Source organism: Massilia sp. AB1, from assembly GCF_018119385.1.
Classification (GTDB): domain Bacteria; phylum Pseudomonadota; class Gammaproteobacteria; order Burkholderiales; family Burkholderiaceae_D; genus Telluria.
The window spans coordinates 1-13,836 of sequence record NZ_JAGKSG010000074.1 but is presented as its reverse complement, the minus strand read 5'-3'; the positions used below and the strand labels follow the sequence as shown (position 1 = coordinate 13,836).

The window sequence follows — 13,836 nt, the reverse complement described above, 5'->3', positions numbered from 1 at the left end:
GCTCAAACCGCCGTAAGCCCGCCATCCACCACCAGCTCGTGCCCATTGACATACGACGCCTGGTCTGAACACAGCCACAACGCCGCATTCGCGATCTCCGCCGCTTCCGCATAGCGCCCCAAGGGCTGCGCCGCCTTCAGCTTCTTCTCGAACACCGGATCGCGCTCGATCGCGCGCGCCAGCATCGGCGTCTTCACCGCGGCCGGGCACAGCGCGTTCACGCGGATGCCTTCGCGCGCATACTCGGCCGCCGCGCTCTTGGTCAGGCCCACGACGGCATGCTTGGACGCGCCGTAGATCGCGCGGCTGGGCGAACCCACCAGGCCGGACACCGACGCCATGTTGACGATCGCCCCGCTGCCCTGCTTCTGCATCTGGCGCAGCTGGTACTTCATGCACAGCCAGACGCCCTTCAGGTTGACGCTCATGATGCGGTCGAACTGCTCGTCGTCGGCTTCCGCCAGCGGCTGGCGCTCCTCGTCCACGGCGGCATTGTTGACCGCGTAGTCCAGGCGGCCGTAATAGTTGATGGTCTTGTCGACCAGCGCCTCGACTTCGTGCGCGCGGGTGACGTTGGATTGCACGAACAAGGCCTTGCCGCCCGATTCGACAATCATCGCGGCGGTCGCGTGGCCGCCTTCGATCGAGGTGTCCGCGACCACCACGCTGGCCCCGGCCCGGCCGAAAGCCAGCGCGATCGCCCGTCCGATCCCGCTTGCCGCGCCGGTAACGAGAACGACCCTGCCGGAAAACGAGATGCCCGCGTCCGGCTGCTGCTTGCTGATGCCCTTCATGATGCTCCCAGTGAAACTACGCAACGTGTGCTGCCCAAAAGCAACATTCTAACGCAAGCGCAATTCTCCTGTCACAAATGGCCACCAAATGTGTTCACATGTGTTGCGAAGCAGACTAGAGGCGGCCCTCTAGCGCGGCTTGACCTTGCCCTGGTCGCCCGCGATGAACACCGACAGCTTGGCCGGATCGATGGCCTTGCGGAAGGCGGCGTTCAGCTGGGGCACCGTGACCGCCATCAGCTTGCGCTCGAGTTCAGCCGACCATTCGAAGGTCTTCTTCTGGTACAGGAAAGCCGTCCAGCCGGCCGCCAGCACGCCATCGTCCGAGCGGTTCTGCAGGCGCTGCTGCATCAGGCCCGACTTGGCGCCGGCCAGTTCCGCCGCCGTGAAACCCTCCTTGAGCGCCCGCGCCAGCTCGGCGCGCACCGCGGCATCCAGCCTGGCCAGGTTCTGGGGCGCGGCGATGGCGCTGATGGTGAAGCTGCCGGCGCGGTCCATGCTGCCCGCAGCGAGGTCCGAGCCGCCGCCGTAGGACAGGCCGTCCTTCTGGCGGATGCGGTCCATCAGGCGCGACTTCAGGCCGCCCTCGCCGAAGATGTAATTGGCCAGCATCAGCGCAGGATAGTCCGGGTCGTCGATGTTCAGGTCCAGGTTCATGCCGGCGATGTAGAAGCCGTTCTCCTTGTCCGGCGTATTGATGGTCTGCGCGGTAGGCGCCACCTCGACATGGCGGCGCAGGATCGGCGCCGCGCTGGCGGGCGCCTTCCAGCTTCCGAACAGCTGGTCGATGATCGGCGTGATTTCCCTGGGATCGAAGTCGCCGACGATGGCCATCTCGGCCGGCTGGGCGCCATGGTAGTCGCGGTGGAAGGCCTTCAGGTCGTCCAGGCGCGCGGCCTTGATGTCCTCGATATCTTCTTCCAGCGAATTCGCATGGCGCACGTCACCGCGCGGGTACGGGTCGCCATGGCGCGCCAGCGCGCGCGCGGCCACGCTTTCCGGTTCGGCGCGGCTGGCTTCCAGGCCCACCAGCGACTGCTGGCGCAGCTGCTCGAATTCGGCTTCGGGGAAGCCCGGCTCCTTCAGCACGTGGGCGGCCAGTTTCAGGGCCTCGGGCAGGTTGGCGCGCGTGGTCTGGAAGTGGGTGGGGCTGCCCGTCATCTTGAGCTTGTCGAAGGCGTCGGCCAGCTGGGCGCGGGTGTAGCGCGTGGTCCCGCGCATCAGCATCGCACTGGTCAGGGCCGGCACCGCGCCCTTGCCGAACATGTTCTTTTCGTCGCCGAAGTGCTGGCGCAGGTCGACCGTCACGGTCTCGCCGCGGTTCTTCTTCGGCAGCAGGGCCAGCTTCACGCCGCCTGCCGTCGTGAGCGTGGTGCGCTTCATGATGTTCTGCTGGCTGGGGTCGAAGTCTTCCGCCACCAGGTTCGATGCGGCCGGCTTGAAGTCCTTCATCACCGCCTCGACCGTGGGCGCGGCCGGCACGATGGCGCGCTGCGGCGCGTCCTCCGGGATGAAGGTGCCGGTCACGCGGTTGCTGCGCATGAAGTAGTTGCGCGAGGCGGCCGCCACCTGCTCCGCACTCACCTTCTGGATGCGCTCGCGGCCCAGGAAGTACAGGCGCCAGTCGCCCAGTGCGATCACTTCGGACAAGGCCACACCGACCGCCTGCGGATCGTTCAGGCTGCGCTCGATGGTGTTCAGGTAGGAACGGCGCACCCGCTCCATCTCCTCGGCGCTCGGCGGCTTGCCTGCGAATTCCTCGACCGCCTGGGTCAGCGCTTCGCGCACCGGCTCGACCGGCTCGCCCTTCTTGACCACGGCGCCGAAGAACTGCAGGCCGGGCGCATAGCCGGTCTGGCCGAAGCTGAACACCTGGCTGGCCTTGCCCGTCTCGACCAGCAGCTTGTGCAGGCGGCCGTTGGGCACGTCGCCCAGGATCTCGTTGGCGAAGCCGAGGGCGTCGCTCTCCGGATGCAGGTCGGAGGGAATCTTGTAGCCGACGGCGACGATCTGCACGTCGCCCTGGCGGCGCACGGCGAAGCTGCGTTCGCCGTCCTGGGTCGGTTCGACGGTCCAGAACTGCGGCAGGCTGCGCTTGGGCTTGGGGATGGCGCCGAACAGGCGGCTGATGCTGGCCAGGGTGGACGCGGGGTCGAACTTGCCGGCCACCAGCAGCACCGCGTTGTCAGGCTGGTACCAGGTCTTGTAGAAGGCGCGCAGGTTGGCGATCCTGACGTTCTCGATGTCGCTGCGGTTGCCGATGGTCGAGCGGCCGTAGGAATGCCAGTCGTAGGCCACGCTCTGCATGCGCTTGAACAGCACGCCGCCCGGCGAGTTCTCGCCGCTCTCGTACTCGTTGCGCACCACGGTCATCTCGGACGCCAGGTCCTTCTCCGCGATGAAGGAATTGACCATGCGGTCGGCTTCCATCTGCAGCGCCCAGTCGAGGTTGGCCTTCGAGGCCTGGAACACTTCATAGTAATTGGTGCGGTCGAGCGAAGTGGTGCCATTGAACTGCATGCCGCGGTCGGAGAACTGCTGGGTGATATCGCGGTTGTTCTTCGCGCCCTTGAACAGCAGGTGCTCGAGCAGGTGGGCCATGCCGGTCTCGCCGTAGTTCTCGTGGCGCGACCCGACCAGGTAGGTGACGTTGACCGTGATCGTGGGACGCGAGGCGTCCGGGAACAGCAGCACCTTCAGGCCATTGGCCAGGCGGTACTCGGTGATGCCTTCGACCGAAGGGCCGAGGGTCACACCCTTCGGCAACTGGGCGCCCCAGGCGGCCCCGGCCATGACGAAGGCGGCCGCGCCGACCCATACCTGCGCGGCCGCGCCGCGCTTGAAACTCATCCAATCCATACCATCCCTTTATGCAAAGGCGGGCGCGCATGGCGCCGCCTGTCACGATTTCCGGGATGGTAACAGAGGGATGAGGCTGTCCGAAGCTACCAGGTCTGCTATTAAGGCAGTCTTAATGACGCACACGCCGCTCGTGCGCCTGCTGCCAGGAACTGATGCGCGACAGCTCGCCCATTTCCTCGGCCAGGAATTCGAGCAGGTCGTCGGCGCAGACCACGCCGCTCAGCTTGCCCGCCGCGTCGACCACCGGCACGCGCCGGATGCCGCGCAGGCGCATGCGCTCGATCAGCTCGTAGACATCGTCGGATTCGCTGGCCGTGAGCAGGTCGTCGCTCATGATGTCCCCGACCAGGATGCTGGCCGGGTCGAGCCCGGGCGCGATGACGGACACGACGATGTCGCGGTCGGTGACGATGCCGACCGGGATATTGCTGTCGTCGGCCGCGTCGACCACGATCACGTCGCCCACATGGTGCTGGCGCATCAGGAGCGCCGCGCCCTGCACGGTTTCGTCGCGGGTGCAGCTGATGGTGTCGCTGGTGCAGATTTCGCCGATATGCATGATGACCTCCCCTATCGTTCTCGCGGATACGCTAGGCCGAAACGAAACTGGCGCTTTGATTTTCATCATAGCGCCAGTTGGGAAGATGGGAAGGCCGGTCAGGCAGCGCCGGGTTTCTTTTCGCCCGGCAGGGGCACGAAGCAGGCGTCGACGACTTGCAGGTCGTTATCCTTGGCGAAGTTGATGACGAAATGGTAAGCCATCGGCTCGATCTTCTGCAGCTGGTGGTTGACCACCACGGCCTTGGTGCCGTTCACCACCGTCGGGTGGACGTAGGGCGAAAACTTCAGGTGGGCGTCCCGGCCGGAGGAGCCGGGGCAAAAGCAGGCCATGACCCCGCACAGGCGCTCCGCCCAGTCGCTCGGGCGGAATTGCCTGCCTTTGTTCGTGATGCCCAGGATAAAAAACTCGCCAGTGAGTTCCTTATCCGTGGTGTGCGATGACTCGGCCATAGTGCTGCTTGCTCAAACGGAAAGTACTGCGTGGATGAGAAGAACCTCAGCTCACTATTATATCTTATAGAAGACTTGGGCACGAGGGCCGCGCGGCACTATCGTTCAGCCGAGCCACACCACGCTGGAAGTGAGGAGCAGGAGGATCATCCATAATATCAGGGCGCGCCACACCAATCCTACCGTGCTTTGGAGGGCCCTGATGTTCGGCTCTTCGCCCGGCAGCACCTCCGCTTCGGCGTCGCTCAGGTCCACCGTGGCGGCGTCGGCCGGCAGCAATTGCGGCGCGTTCTCGTTCGGCGTGCCCAGGCGCACGCCCATGGCGCCGCCGCCGGCGGCCAGGATGATGCCCTTGGCTTCGTCGGCCCAGCGGTTGGCGAAGTTACGCCAGGCATAGATCGCGTCCTCGAAGTTGCCGACCACGGCAAAGGCGATCGCAGTCAGGCGCACCGGAATCCAGTCGATCCAGTAGAAGGCCTTGGCGGCGAACTGGCCGAAGGCTTCGTTGCGCATGTGGTCGGGCTCGTTCCAGGCGCGGGACAGGTATTCGGACACGCGGTACATCACGGCGCCAGCCGGGCCCAGCGGCATCAGGAACCAGAAGAACACGCCGAACACATTGCGGTGGGTGGTGATCAGGGCGTTTTCCACCGCCACGCGGGTGATCTCGGTGCTGTCCATGCCGACCGTATCGAGGTGGGTCCACTCCGCCAGCAGGGTGCGCGCGGCAGCCTCGTCGCTCGTGTTCAGGGCCAGCTGGATGTTGGTGAAGTAATGGCTGTAGTGACGGAAGCCCAGGGTCAGGTAGACGATCAGGACGTTCCAGGCGAAGGCCAGGAACACCAGGTTGTAGCGCATGCACAGCCAGTACACCAGGTAGATCGGCACCATCAGGGACGCCATCATCAGGATCCAGCCCATGCGGCCATTGCGCTGCTCGCCCGCATTGAACCAGCTCTCGATGCGCATGGCAAAAGCTTTGATGCCAGCGTAGACCTGGTTATCCGCGCGCAGCGGTTTCAGCTGCTCGATCAGCAGCGCGCACAGGATGGAAAAGAATGTCATTCAGGAACCCTTTTTTGTTATTGCAATACAACTGCCCGCTACGATAACGGAGAAGGCGTCCGGAATCAAATAGGGTCCTGTAAGAAAGTTTTACGCGCGGAGGAAGTGGAACAGGTTGCGCAGCATGGCGGCCGTGGCGCCCCAGATGAAGAATTGCTCATATGGCATGGCGTAGAAGCTGCGGCGACCCTGGGTCTGCGGCAGCTCGAGGGTGCGGCGCTGGTGGTTCAGGCCATCCATCAGGAAGGCCAGCGGGACCTCGAACACCTCGGCCACCTCGTTCGGGTCGGCGCTGATCTCGAAAGGCGGCTCGACCAGGGCCACCACCGGCGTGACGCGGTAGGCGCTGATCGTGGTGTGGTCGGGCAGCACGCCGATGATCTCGACGTGGCGGCGGTGCAGGCCGATCTCCTCTTCCGTTTCGCGCAAAGCGGTTTCGATGGGCGAGGAATCGAGCTCTTCCGCTCCACCGCCGGGGAAGCTGATCTGGCCGGCGTGGCTGGACAGGTGCTCGGTGCGGCGCGTGAGCAGCACGGTGACGCCTTCGGGACGCATCACGAGCGGGACCAGCACGGCGGCGCGGCGGAGCACCCGGCCGCGCACGGCCAGGGATTCTTCGGAGAATTCAGGGTCCCACGGCAGGGTTTGCGCAAAGCGGGCGCGCAGGGCCGCGGGCGTCAGGCGCTCAGGCGCGACGGGTGCTTCGCCGGCGACGCCGCCGACCGGCATCTGGGTGGGGTCGAATACGAGCTTGACCAAAACGGACATCCTCCTCGGTTGGCAACAAAGATAGCCAACTTCATATCTTGCGCCAAAAAAGAAAAAGGCATCCTTGCGGATGCCTTTTTCAGTACACAGGCGCTATTACTCAGCAGCAGCAGTGGTAGCTGCTTTACGCTGCGGCAGCTTTTCCTTGATACGTGCCGACTTGCCCGAACGCTCACGCAGGTAGTACAGCTTGGCGCGGCGCACGTCACCACGACGCTTCACTTCGATCGAAGCGATCAGCGGCGAGTACAGCTGAAAGGTACGCTCGACGCCTTCGCCCGACGAGATCTTGCGAACGATGAAGTTCGAGTTCAGGCCGCGGTTACGACGCGAGATGACGACGCCTTCGTATGCCTGGGCGCGCTTGCGGTTGCCTTCGACGACGTTGACGCTGACGATCACGGTGTCGCCTGGTGCGAAATCAGGGATGTTGCGGCCGAGGCGCGCAATCTCTTCTTGCTCGAGTTGCTGGATCAGATCCATTTTTATCACTCCAAAAACCATCTTGCTGGCGCTGCGCTGTTCTTACAAGCCTTGCCCAGTAGAGGATGGGGTTGAACAAACGGGCAACATGCCCGCCGTTACATGCACACAAAGGTACATTCTTACTCGGCAGGCTTGTTCAAACCTGCCAGAAACTGTTCATCGGCCTTGGTCAGCCGGCCGGCGGCGCGCGCCTGGTCCAGCAATTCGGGCCGTTTTTTCCATGTCGCTTCCAGCATGCGCTGGCGGCGCCACTTCATGATCTCGGCGTGATTGCCGCCCATCAGGACAGGAGGCACCGCTTCGCCTTCGTACACTTCCGGCCGCGTGTAATGCGGCGAATCGAGCAGGCCGTTGACGAAGCTGTCTTCGACCGCCGAGGCATCGTCGCCCAGCACGCCGGGGATGAACCGGACTACCGCATCCATCAGGGCCATCGCCGGCAGTTCGCCGCCGGACAGCACGAAGTCGCCGAGGGAGATCTCCTCGTCGACGCAGCGGTCCAGCAAACGCTGGTCCACCGCCTCGTAGCGGCCGCACAGGATGACGAGACCGGGCTCGTCCTTCAGTGCCATCACGCGTTCGTGGGTCAGCGGCTTGCCTTGCGGCGACATGAAGACCACACGGGGCGCCGGCAGGCCCATGTCGACCTGTCTTTGCTTGGCCGCATTGATCGCGGCTTCGAGCGGTTTCGCCAGCATCACCATGCCGGGGCCGCCGCCATAGGGGCGGTCATCCACGGTGCGGTGACGGTCCTGCGTGAAATCGCGCGGATTCCAGATCTTCAGGGCCCAGCGTTGCTGCTCGAAGGCGCGGCGGGTGACTCCCGACTGCGTCAATGCGGCGAACATTTCTGGAAACAAGCTCACGACGTCAAACTGCATCGGATCTCGCTCCGGTTGGATGAGGCTTAATAATCCAGGCCCCAGTCCAGGGTAATCAGCTTGCCCTCGAGGTTGACGGTCTTGACGAACTGGTCCACGAACGGCACGAGGCGATCCTCTACTTTCGCAGTTGGATCACCTTCGCTGACCGGCGTGATGCGCAAAATGGATTGCGCGCCGTTGTGCATCATGTCGGTCACCTTGCCCAGGGCTTCGCCCTGCAGGTTGACCACATCCAGGCCGATCAGATCGGTCCAGTAATACTCGTCGTTGTCGAGTGCAGGAAAGTCCTTGCGCGACACCTGAATCGTGGCGCCCTTGAGCGCCTCGGCTTCGTTGCGGTCGCGCATGCCGACCAGGGTGGCAACCACGTCGCCACTATGGAACTTCGCGGTCCGCACGGAGACGGGCCGCAGGGTCGGCTTGTCGAGCCACCAGGTTTTGACGTTCAGCAGCGCATCTGCGTCCATCGAGTGCGGGGTAATGCGGATTCCGCCTACCAGCCCGTACGCGCCGGACACATAGCCAACCTGGATCAGGTCGTCGGGGACTTGCACCCCGGATGCTGCCGAATCGGTCAAACCTAAAACTCTTGCTACTGCTTAATTAAGCAGCCGGCTTCTGCTGGGCGACCAGGCGAGCGACGGTCGGCGACAGTTGTGCGCCAACGCCTTGCCAGTGAGCCAGACGGTCAGCAGCGATACGCAGGCCGACTTCGGCGCCCGAAGCCATCGGGTTGTAGAAGCCGATGCGCTCGATGAAACGACCATCGCGACGGTTGCGCGAGTCGGTTGCAACGATGTTGAAGAACGGACGCTTTTTAGCGCCACCACGAGCCAAACGAATAACGACCATAATAATTCCGAAAAAGTGAGCTGGACGGAGAAAGTCGACGATTATAGCGCGCGACGACTCCCAGCAGCAAGTGTTAACGACAACCCGGCGCGCAGTCCCGGCCGAATCAAACATTATCGCCTATTTTTAGCCACACCGCCACCAAGCCTCTCGCCTCTTCCGGCAAAAGCGTGCCATTTTGGCCAATTTGGACGATACTCTTGGCTTTCCTGAACGATTGGCAACTATTCATGGCTGTGGCGCACAAGAACAAGACATTGACCGTTTTCCTGGCTCTCGTGCTGGGATGGCTGGGGGCTCACCGCTTTTACCTCAAGGGCAGCGCCGATCGGCTGGGGCTGCTGCATGTGTGCAGCCTGTTCGTGACCGGGATCTTGTATGGGGCTGTGAAGCCGCATCCGTTCTACATCGTGCTGCCGCTGCTGGTGTCGCTCATCGCGGCCTGCATCGAGGCGCTGGTGCTGGGCTTGATCCCGGATGAGAAGTGGGATGCGGCGTACAACGCAGGGAGCGGCAAGGCGTCGCGGTCGAACTGGGTGTTGCCGCTGTTGCTGGTGCTGGTGATGACGGTGGGGGCGATTGTGCTGATTGGGACGATTGCTCGTTTGTTTGACCTGGTTTATACGGGTGGGGCGTACGGCTAACTCCGTGCAGGCACCGCAGCCACCCACGCAAACAAAAAAGCGCCCGCAGGCGCTTTTTTTATCGCTCACAAGAAGCGCTTAGAACTGCTCCACATCCAGCGCCAGCACGCCCGCCGCGCCTTCCACGATCGCCGTACGCAGGCCACCCGCACCCGACAGCACGTGATCCGCAAAGAAGCGCGCCGTCGCGATCTTGGCCTTGAAGAACGCAGCATCGCCCTCGCCGCCCTGCAGCTTCTGGTGCGCCACCAGCGCCGCGCGGCCCATCTGCCAGCCGCCCAGCACGATGCCGGCCAGCTTCAGGTACAGCACGCTGCCAGCGAACACCGCGCGCACGTCCGACTTGGCATTCGCCACCACATAGTCCACCACCTGCTCCAGCGCGTCCGCGCCTTCCACCAGGCGGCGCGACACGCTAGCGAGGTCGCCCTGCACTTCCGCCAGCTGGGCAGCCGTCGCGCGCACCTGGGCGATCAGGCCCTTGGCCACGGCGCCGCCGTCGCGCACGGTCTTGCGGCCAACCAGGTCGTTGGCCTGGATCGCGGTGGTGCCTTCGTAGATGGTCAGGATCTTCGAATCGCGGTAGTGCTGGGCCGCGCCGGTCTCCTCGATGAAGCCCATGCCGCCGTGCACCTGCACGCCGTCGCGGGTGACGTTCTCGCTCATCTCGGTCGACCAGCCCTTGATGATCGGGACCAGGTACTCGTAGACGGCCAGGTTGGCCTTGCGGGTCGCTTCATCGGCGTGGTGGTGCGCGATGTCCGAAAGGCCCGCGCCGACATAGGCCAGCGCGCGCGCCGCCTCGATCTGCGAGCGCATCGACATCAGCATGCGGCGCACGTCCGGGTGGTTGATGATGGCCACCGGGCCCGGCGAGCCGGCCACTTCGCGCGACTGCACGCGGTCCTTGGCGAAGCTGACTGCCTGCTGGTAGGCGCGCTCGGCCACGCTGACGCCCTGGATGCCGACGCCGAAGCGGGCCGCGTTCATCATGATGAACATGTATTCCAGGCCGCGGTTCTCTTCGCCCACCAGGGTGCCGATGGCGCCGCCGTGGTCGCCGAACTGCAGCACGGCGGTCGGGCTGGCCTTGATGCCCAGCTTGTGCTCGATCGAGACGCAGTGCGCATCGTTGCGCGCGCCCAGCGAGCCGTCGGCGTTGACCAGGAACTTCGGCACGACGAACAGCGAGATGCCCTTCACGCCCGCCGGCGCATCGGGGGTACGCGCCAGCACCAGGTGGATGATGTTCTCCGCCATGTCGTGCTCGCCGTAGGTGATGAAGATCTTGGTGCCGAAGACCTTGTAGGTGCCGTCGCCCTGCGGCTCGGCGCGGGTGCGCACGGCGGCCAGGTCGGAACCGGCCTGCGGCTCGGTCAGGTTCATGGTGCCGGTCCACTTGCCGCTGATGAGCGGCTCGAGGAACAGCGCCTTCTGCTCGTCGGAGCCCGCGGTCAGCAGCGCCTCGATGGCGCCGTCGCTCAGCATCGGCGCCAGCGCGAAGGACAGGTTGGCCGCGTGGAGCATTTCCATGCACGGGGTGGCCACCAGCTTGGGCAGGCCCTGGCCGCCGAATTCGGACGGGTGCTGCACGCCCTGCCAGCCGCCCTCGACGAAGGCGCGGAAGGCTTCCTTGAAGCCTTTCGAGGTGGTGACGCTGCCGTCGCGCCAAGAGCTCGGCTCTTTGTCGCCGGAGTGGTTCAGCGGGGCGACGACTTCGCCGCAGAACTTCGCGCTCTCTTCCAGGACCGCGCCAACGGTGTCGGCGGTCGCGTCCTCGCAGCCGGGCAGCTGGTTGATCTGTTCCAGGTTCGCCAGTTCGTTCAGGACGAACTGCATGTCTTTCAGCGGGGCTTGGTAGCTCACCTTTGTCTCCTGATATAACGCTAAATGTAGCAACGTCGTTCCCGCGAAGGCGGGAACCCAAGTTTGCCGGCGCTGCCTGCCTCGCTAAACGCTGGCAGTGCGCTTCGAACTTGGGTTCCCGCCTGCGCGGGAACGACGTGTGTAAGTGATCGCAGGGTGGAGGCACATTGTTGCATCCACCCTGGCGAATTAACCCAGTTCCTTGACCAGCTGCGGCACGACCTCGAACAGGTCGCCCACCAGGCCGTAGTCGGCCACCGAGAAGATCGGGGCTTCCGGATCCTTGTTGATCGCGACGATGGTCTTCGAGTCCTTCATGCCGGCCAGGTGCTGGATCGCGCCCGAGATGCCGACGGCGATGTACAGGGTCGGCGCGACGATCTTGCCGGTCTGGCCAACCTGCCAGTCGTTCGGCACGAAGCCCGCGTCCACGGCAGCGCGCGATGCGCCCATGGCGGCGCCCAGCTTGTCGGCCAGCGGTTCCAGGATCTTGAAGTTCTCTGCCGAGCCGATGCCGCGGCCGCCCGAGACGATGATCTTCGCCGCGGTCAGTTCCGGACGGTCCGACTTGGCCAGCTCGCGGCCCACAAAAGAAGACTTGCCCGAATCGGCGACGGCGGCGATCTGCTCGACGGCAGCCGAGCCGCCCGCGCCTGCGGCGTCGAAGGCGGTGCCGCGCACGGTGATGACCTTGACCTTGTCGCTGGATTGCACGGTGGCGATGGCGTTACCGGCGTAGATCGGACGCTCGAAGGTGTCCGGCGAATCGACCTTCGTGATTTCCGAGATCTGGGCCACGTCCAGCTTGGCGGCCACGCGCGGCAGGATGTTCTTGCCGTAGGCGGTAGCCGGAGCCAGGATGTGCGAATAGTTGCCGGCGACAGCCAGCACCTGCTCGGCGACGTTCTCGGCCAGGCCGTCGGCGAAGTGCGGCGCGTCGGCGACCAGCACCTTGGCGACGCCGGCGATCTGCGCGGCGGCTTCGGCGGCGGCGCCGCAGTTCGAGCCGGCGACCAGGATGTGGACCTCGCCGCCGCACTGGGCGGCCGCGGTCACGGTGTGGTGGGTAGCGCCCTTCAGGGAGCCGTTGTCGTGTTCAGCAATAACGAGTGCGACCATGATGATTCCTATGAATTTTTTTAAGGGCGGCCGATTAGATGACTTTGGCCTCAAGGCGCAGCTTCTGCACCAGGGTCGCCACGTCCGGCACCTTGACGCCAGCCGAGCGCTTGGCCGGCTCGACCACTTTCAGGGTCTTCAGGCGCGGGGTCACGTCGACGCCCAGGTCTTCCGGCTTGATGGTCTCGAGCGGCTTCTTCTTGGCCTTCATGATGTTCGGCAGCGTCACGTAGCGCGGCTCGTTCAGGCGCAGGTCGGTGGTGACGATGGCCGGCAGGCTCAGGGCCACGGTTTCCAGGCCGCCGTCGACTTCGCGGGTCACGGTGACCTTGCCGTCTTCCAGCACCACTTTCGATGCGAAGGTGGCTTGCGGCCAGCCCAGCAGCGAAGCCAGCATCTGGCCGGTCTGGTTCGAGTCGTCGTCGATCGCCTGCTTGCCCAGGATGATCAGCTGCGGCTGTTCCTTGTCGGCCAGCGCCTTCATGATCTTGGCCACTGCCAGCGGCTCGGTCTCGACATTGGTCTCGACCAGGATGCCGCGGTCGGCGCCGATCGCCATGCCGGTACGCAGGGTTTCCTGGCACTGGGCCACACCGACCGACACCGCCACCACTTCGGTGACCTTGCCGGATTCCTTCAGGCGCGTGGCTTCTTCCAGCGCGATCTCGTCGAACGGATTCATCGACATCTTGACGTTGGCGATATCCACGCCGCTGCCGTCGGATTTGACGCGGACCTTGACGTTGTAGTCGACCACGCGTTTGACGGGTACCAGGACTTTCATAGGGTGCCTTTAGAAAAATGGAATGGGTGACAGTCTGAAATGGCCTAGATTATAAGAGAAATTCAGGCTTCCAACTAAATTAAAGCACGATCGTGCGTTTTTTGGCTAGAGGTTTTCAACTAAAAAACGCAAGAAATCAAAGGGTGGAGCAACAGGACGGCCTGGGAAGGCGGCCGTCCCGCATGGATGGCGCTTATTTGCGGCGCATCAGGAAGGTGAACTCGCCGTTCTCGGCGGTGTGGGCCAGCAGCGCGTTGCCCGTTTGCTTGGCGAAAGCCTGGAAGTCGCGCACGGAGCCGGTGTCGGTGGCCACGATGCGCAACACCTGGCCGCTCTCCATCTCGGCAAGCGCTTTCTTCGCTTTGAGGATGGGCAGTGGACAGTTCAGTCCGCGCGCATCCAGGTCTCTCTGGAATTCCATGGTATCGGTGTCGATAGTGGTGTCGCTCATCGCTTGCCTGCTTTGTTAGGTGGTCCAACTGAGTCGCATACTACTCCAATTCGCGCAGTATGACGCAGCGCACCAAAATAGTCACACACTGTTGCAAGAGTGCAACCAAATGTGAAATATAACATGACATTTCAGCTAGATACAGAAACATCTGTTATGGACAAGCACCGGCGTGGTGCGCCTGCAGCGTAGATGCGGTCCATTCTGGCGCGCTGCAAGCCGTGTGGGAAGCTCCAAGAATACGTAGGTG

Annotated in this window: 15 protein-coding genes; 1 reads left to right on the top strand and 14 read right to left on the bottom strand. The window is 63.8% G+C overall.

Features of this window, described 5'->3' with window-relative positions; all coding sequences use genetic code 11:
• Nucleotides 1–2: 2 nt before the first annotated feature.
• The 10 genes from J8847_RS23120 to rpsP all read right to left on the bottom strand — a co-directional run bounded on the left by J8847_RS23120 (nt 3) and on the right by rpsP (nt 8,722).
• Nucleotides 3–794, bottom strand: coding sequence for an SDR family oxidoreductase (locus tag J8847_RS23120; protein WP_211527031.1), 792 nt, complete (start codon nt 792–794; stop codon nt 3–5).
• Nucleotides 795–923: 129 nt separating this feature from the next.
• Nucleotides 924–3,644 (bottom strand): pitrilysin family protein, encoded by a 2,721-nt coding sequence (locus J8847_RS23115; protein ID WP_211527030.1) that lies wholly within the window; start codon nt 3,642–3,644, stop codon nt 924–926.
• A gap of 121 nt (nt 3,645–3,765) precedes the next feature.
• Entirely contained in the window at nt 3,766–4,215 is a 450-nt protein-coding gene (locus tag J8847_RS23110) for a CBS domain-containing protein (protein WP_211527029.1), read from the bottom strand.
• A gap of 98 nt (nt 4,216–4,313) precedes the next feature.
• Nucleotides 4,314–4,667 carry a DUF3579 domain-containing protein gene (locus J8847_RS23105; RefSeq protein ID WP_211527028.1) on the bottom strand — a complete coding sequence of 118 codons (354 nt, stop codon included), beginning with the start codon at nt 4,665–4,667 and terminating at the stop codon, nt 4,314–4,316.
• 105 nt (nt 4,668–4,772) lie between these two features.
• Nucleotides 4,773–5,732 carry a CobD/CbiB family protein gene (locus J8847_RS23100; RefSeq protein WP_211527027.1) on the bottom strand — a complete coding sequence of 320 codons (960 nt, stop codon included), beginning with the start codon at nt 5,730–5,732 and terminating at the stop codon, nt 4,773–4,775.
• 90 nt (nt 5,733–5,822) lie between these two features.
• Entirely contained in the window at nt 5,823–6,500 is a 678-nt protein-coding gene (locus J8847_RS23095; RefSeq protein ID WP_211527026.1) for a CoA pyrophosphatase, read from the bottom strand.
• Between the two features lie 96 nt (nt 6,501–6,596).
• On the bottom strand, nt 6,597–6,983 hold the full coding sequence (gene rplS / locus J8847_RS23090) for a 50S ribosomal protein L19 (RefSeq protein WP_211527025.1): 387 nt from the start codon (nt 6,981–6,983) through the stop codon (nt 6,597–6,599).
• A 122-nt stretch (nt 6,984–7,105) separates the two neighbouring features.
• Nucleotides 7,106–7,867, bottom strand: coding sequence for a tRNA (guanosine(37)-N1)-methyltransferase TrmD (trmD, locus tag J8847_RS23085; protein WP_211527024.1), 762 nt, complete (start codon nt 7,865–7,867; stop codon nt 7,106–7,108).
• A 26-nt stretch (nt 7,868–7,893) separates the two neighbouring features.
• Nucleotides 7,894–8,424, bottom strand: a complete 531-nt coding sequence (rimM, locus tag J8847_RS23080; RefSeq protein ID WP_211527034.1) for a ribosome maturation factor RimM — start codon at nt 8,422–8,424, stop codon at nt 7,894–7,896.
• Nucleotides 8,425–8,473: 49 nt separating this feature from the next.
• Nucleotides 8,474–8,722 (bottom strand): 30S ribosomal protein S16, encoded by a 249-nt coding sequence (gene rpsP, locus J8847_RS23075; RefSeq protein ID WP_123071958.1) that lies wholly within the window; start codon nt 8,720–8,722, stop codon nt 8,474–8,476.
• A gap of 200 nt (nt 8,723–8,922) precedes the next feature.
• Between rpsP and J8847_RS23070 the strand changes: the two genes are divergently transcribed.
• The gene (locus J8847_RS23070; protein ID WP_307727532.1) at nt 8,923–9,366 is read left to right on the top strand and encodes a TM2 domain-containing protein; all 444 of its coding nucleotides are present in this window, start codon (nt 8,923–8,925) and stop codon (nt 9,364–9,366) included.
• 78 nt (nt 9,367–9,444) lie between these two features.
• On the opposite strand, the gene J8847_RS23065 is transcribed toward J8847_RS23070, so the two are convergent.
• From J8847_RS23065 to J8847_RS23050, 4 genes are all read right to left on the bottom strand, one after another.
• Entirely contained in the window at nt 9,445–11,232 is a 1,788-nt protein-coding gene (locus tag J8847_RS23065) for an acyl-CoA dehydrogenase (RefSeq protein ID WP_211527023.1), read from the bottom strand.
• Between the two features lie 189 nt (nt 11,233–11,421).
• Nucleotides 11,422–12,351: an electron transfer flavoprotein subunit alpha/FixB family protein gene (locus tag J8847_RS23060; protein WP_211527022.1), complete on the bottom strand. Its 930-nt coding sequence runs from the start codon at nt 12,349–12,351 to the stop codon at nt 11,422–11,424.
• 34 nt (nt 12,352–12,385) lie between these two features.
• The gene (locus tag J8847_RS23055) at nt 12,386–13,135 is read right to left on the bottom strand and encodes an electron transfer flavoprotein subunit beta/FixA family protein (protein ID WP_211527021.1); all 750 of its coding nucleotides are present in this window, start codon (nt 13,133–13,135) and stop codon (nt 12,386–12,388) included.
• Between the two features lie 193 nt (nt 13,136–13,328).
• A complete protein-coding gene (locus tag J8847_RS23050; RefSeq protein WP_211527032.1) occupies nt 13,329–13,556 on the bottom strand; it encodes a sulfurtransferase TusA family protein in 228 nt (75 codons plus the stop codon).
• Nucleotides 13,557–13,836 lie beyond the last annotated feature (280 nt).

Bases quoted from the DNA above. Each gene is read 5' to 3' on its own strand.
- J8847_RS23120 (WP_211527031.1), bottom strand. From the start codon at position 794: ATGAAGGGCATCAGCAAGCAGCAGCCGGACGCGGGCATCTCGTTTTCC.
- J8847_RS23115 (WP_211527030.1), bottom strand. From the start codon at position 3,644: ATGAGTTTCAAGCGCGGCGCGGCCGCGCAGGTATGGGTCGGCGCGGCC.
- J8847_RS23110 (WP_211527029.1), bottom strand. From the start codon at position 4,215: ATGCATATCGGCGAAATCTGCACCAGCGACACCATCAGCTGCACCCGC.
- J8847_RS23105 (WP_211527028.1), bottom strand. From the start codon at position 4,667: ATGGCCGAGTCATCGCACACCACGGATAAGGAACTCACTGGCGAGTTT.
- J8847_RS23100 (WP_211527027.1), bottom strand. From the start codon at position 5,732: ATGACATTCTTTTCCATCCTGTGCGCGCTGCTGATCGAGCAGCTGAAA.
- J8847_RS23095 (WP_211527026.1), bottom strand. From the start codon at position 6,500: ATGTCCGTTTTGGTCAAGCTCGTATTCGACCCCACCCAGATGCCGGTC.
- rplS (WP_211527025.1), bottom strand. From the start codon at position 6,983: ATGGATCTGATCCAGCAACTCGAGCAAGAAGAGATTGCGCGCCTCGGC.
- trmD (WP_211527024.1), bottom strand. From the start codon at position 7,867: ATGCAGTTTGACGTCGTGAGCTTGTTTCCAGAAATGTTCGCCGCATTG.
- rpsP (WP_123071958.1), bottom strand. From the start codon at position 8,722: ATGGTCGTTATTCGTTTGGCTCGTGGTGGCGCTAAAAAGCGTCCGTTC.
- J8847_RS23060 (WP_211527022.1), bottom strand. From the start codon at position 12,351: ATGGTCGCACTCGTTATTGCTGAACACGACAACGGCTCCCTGAAGGGC.
- J8847_RS23055 (WP_211527021.1), bottom strand. From the start codon at position 13,135: ATGAAAGTCCTGGTACCCGTCAAACGCGTGGTCGACTACAACGTCAAG.
- J8847_RS23050 (WP_211527032.1), bottom strand. From the start codon at position 13,556: ATGGAATTCCAGAGAGACCTGGATGCGCGCGGACTGAACTGTCCACTG.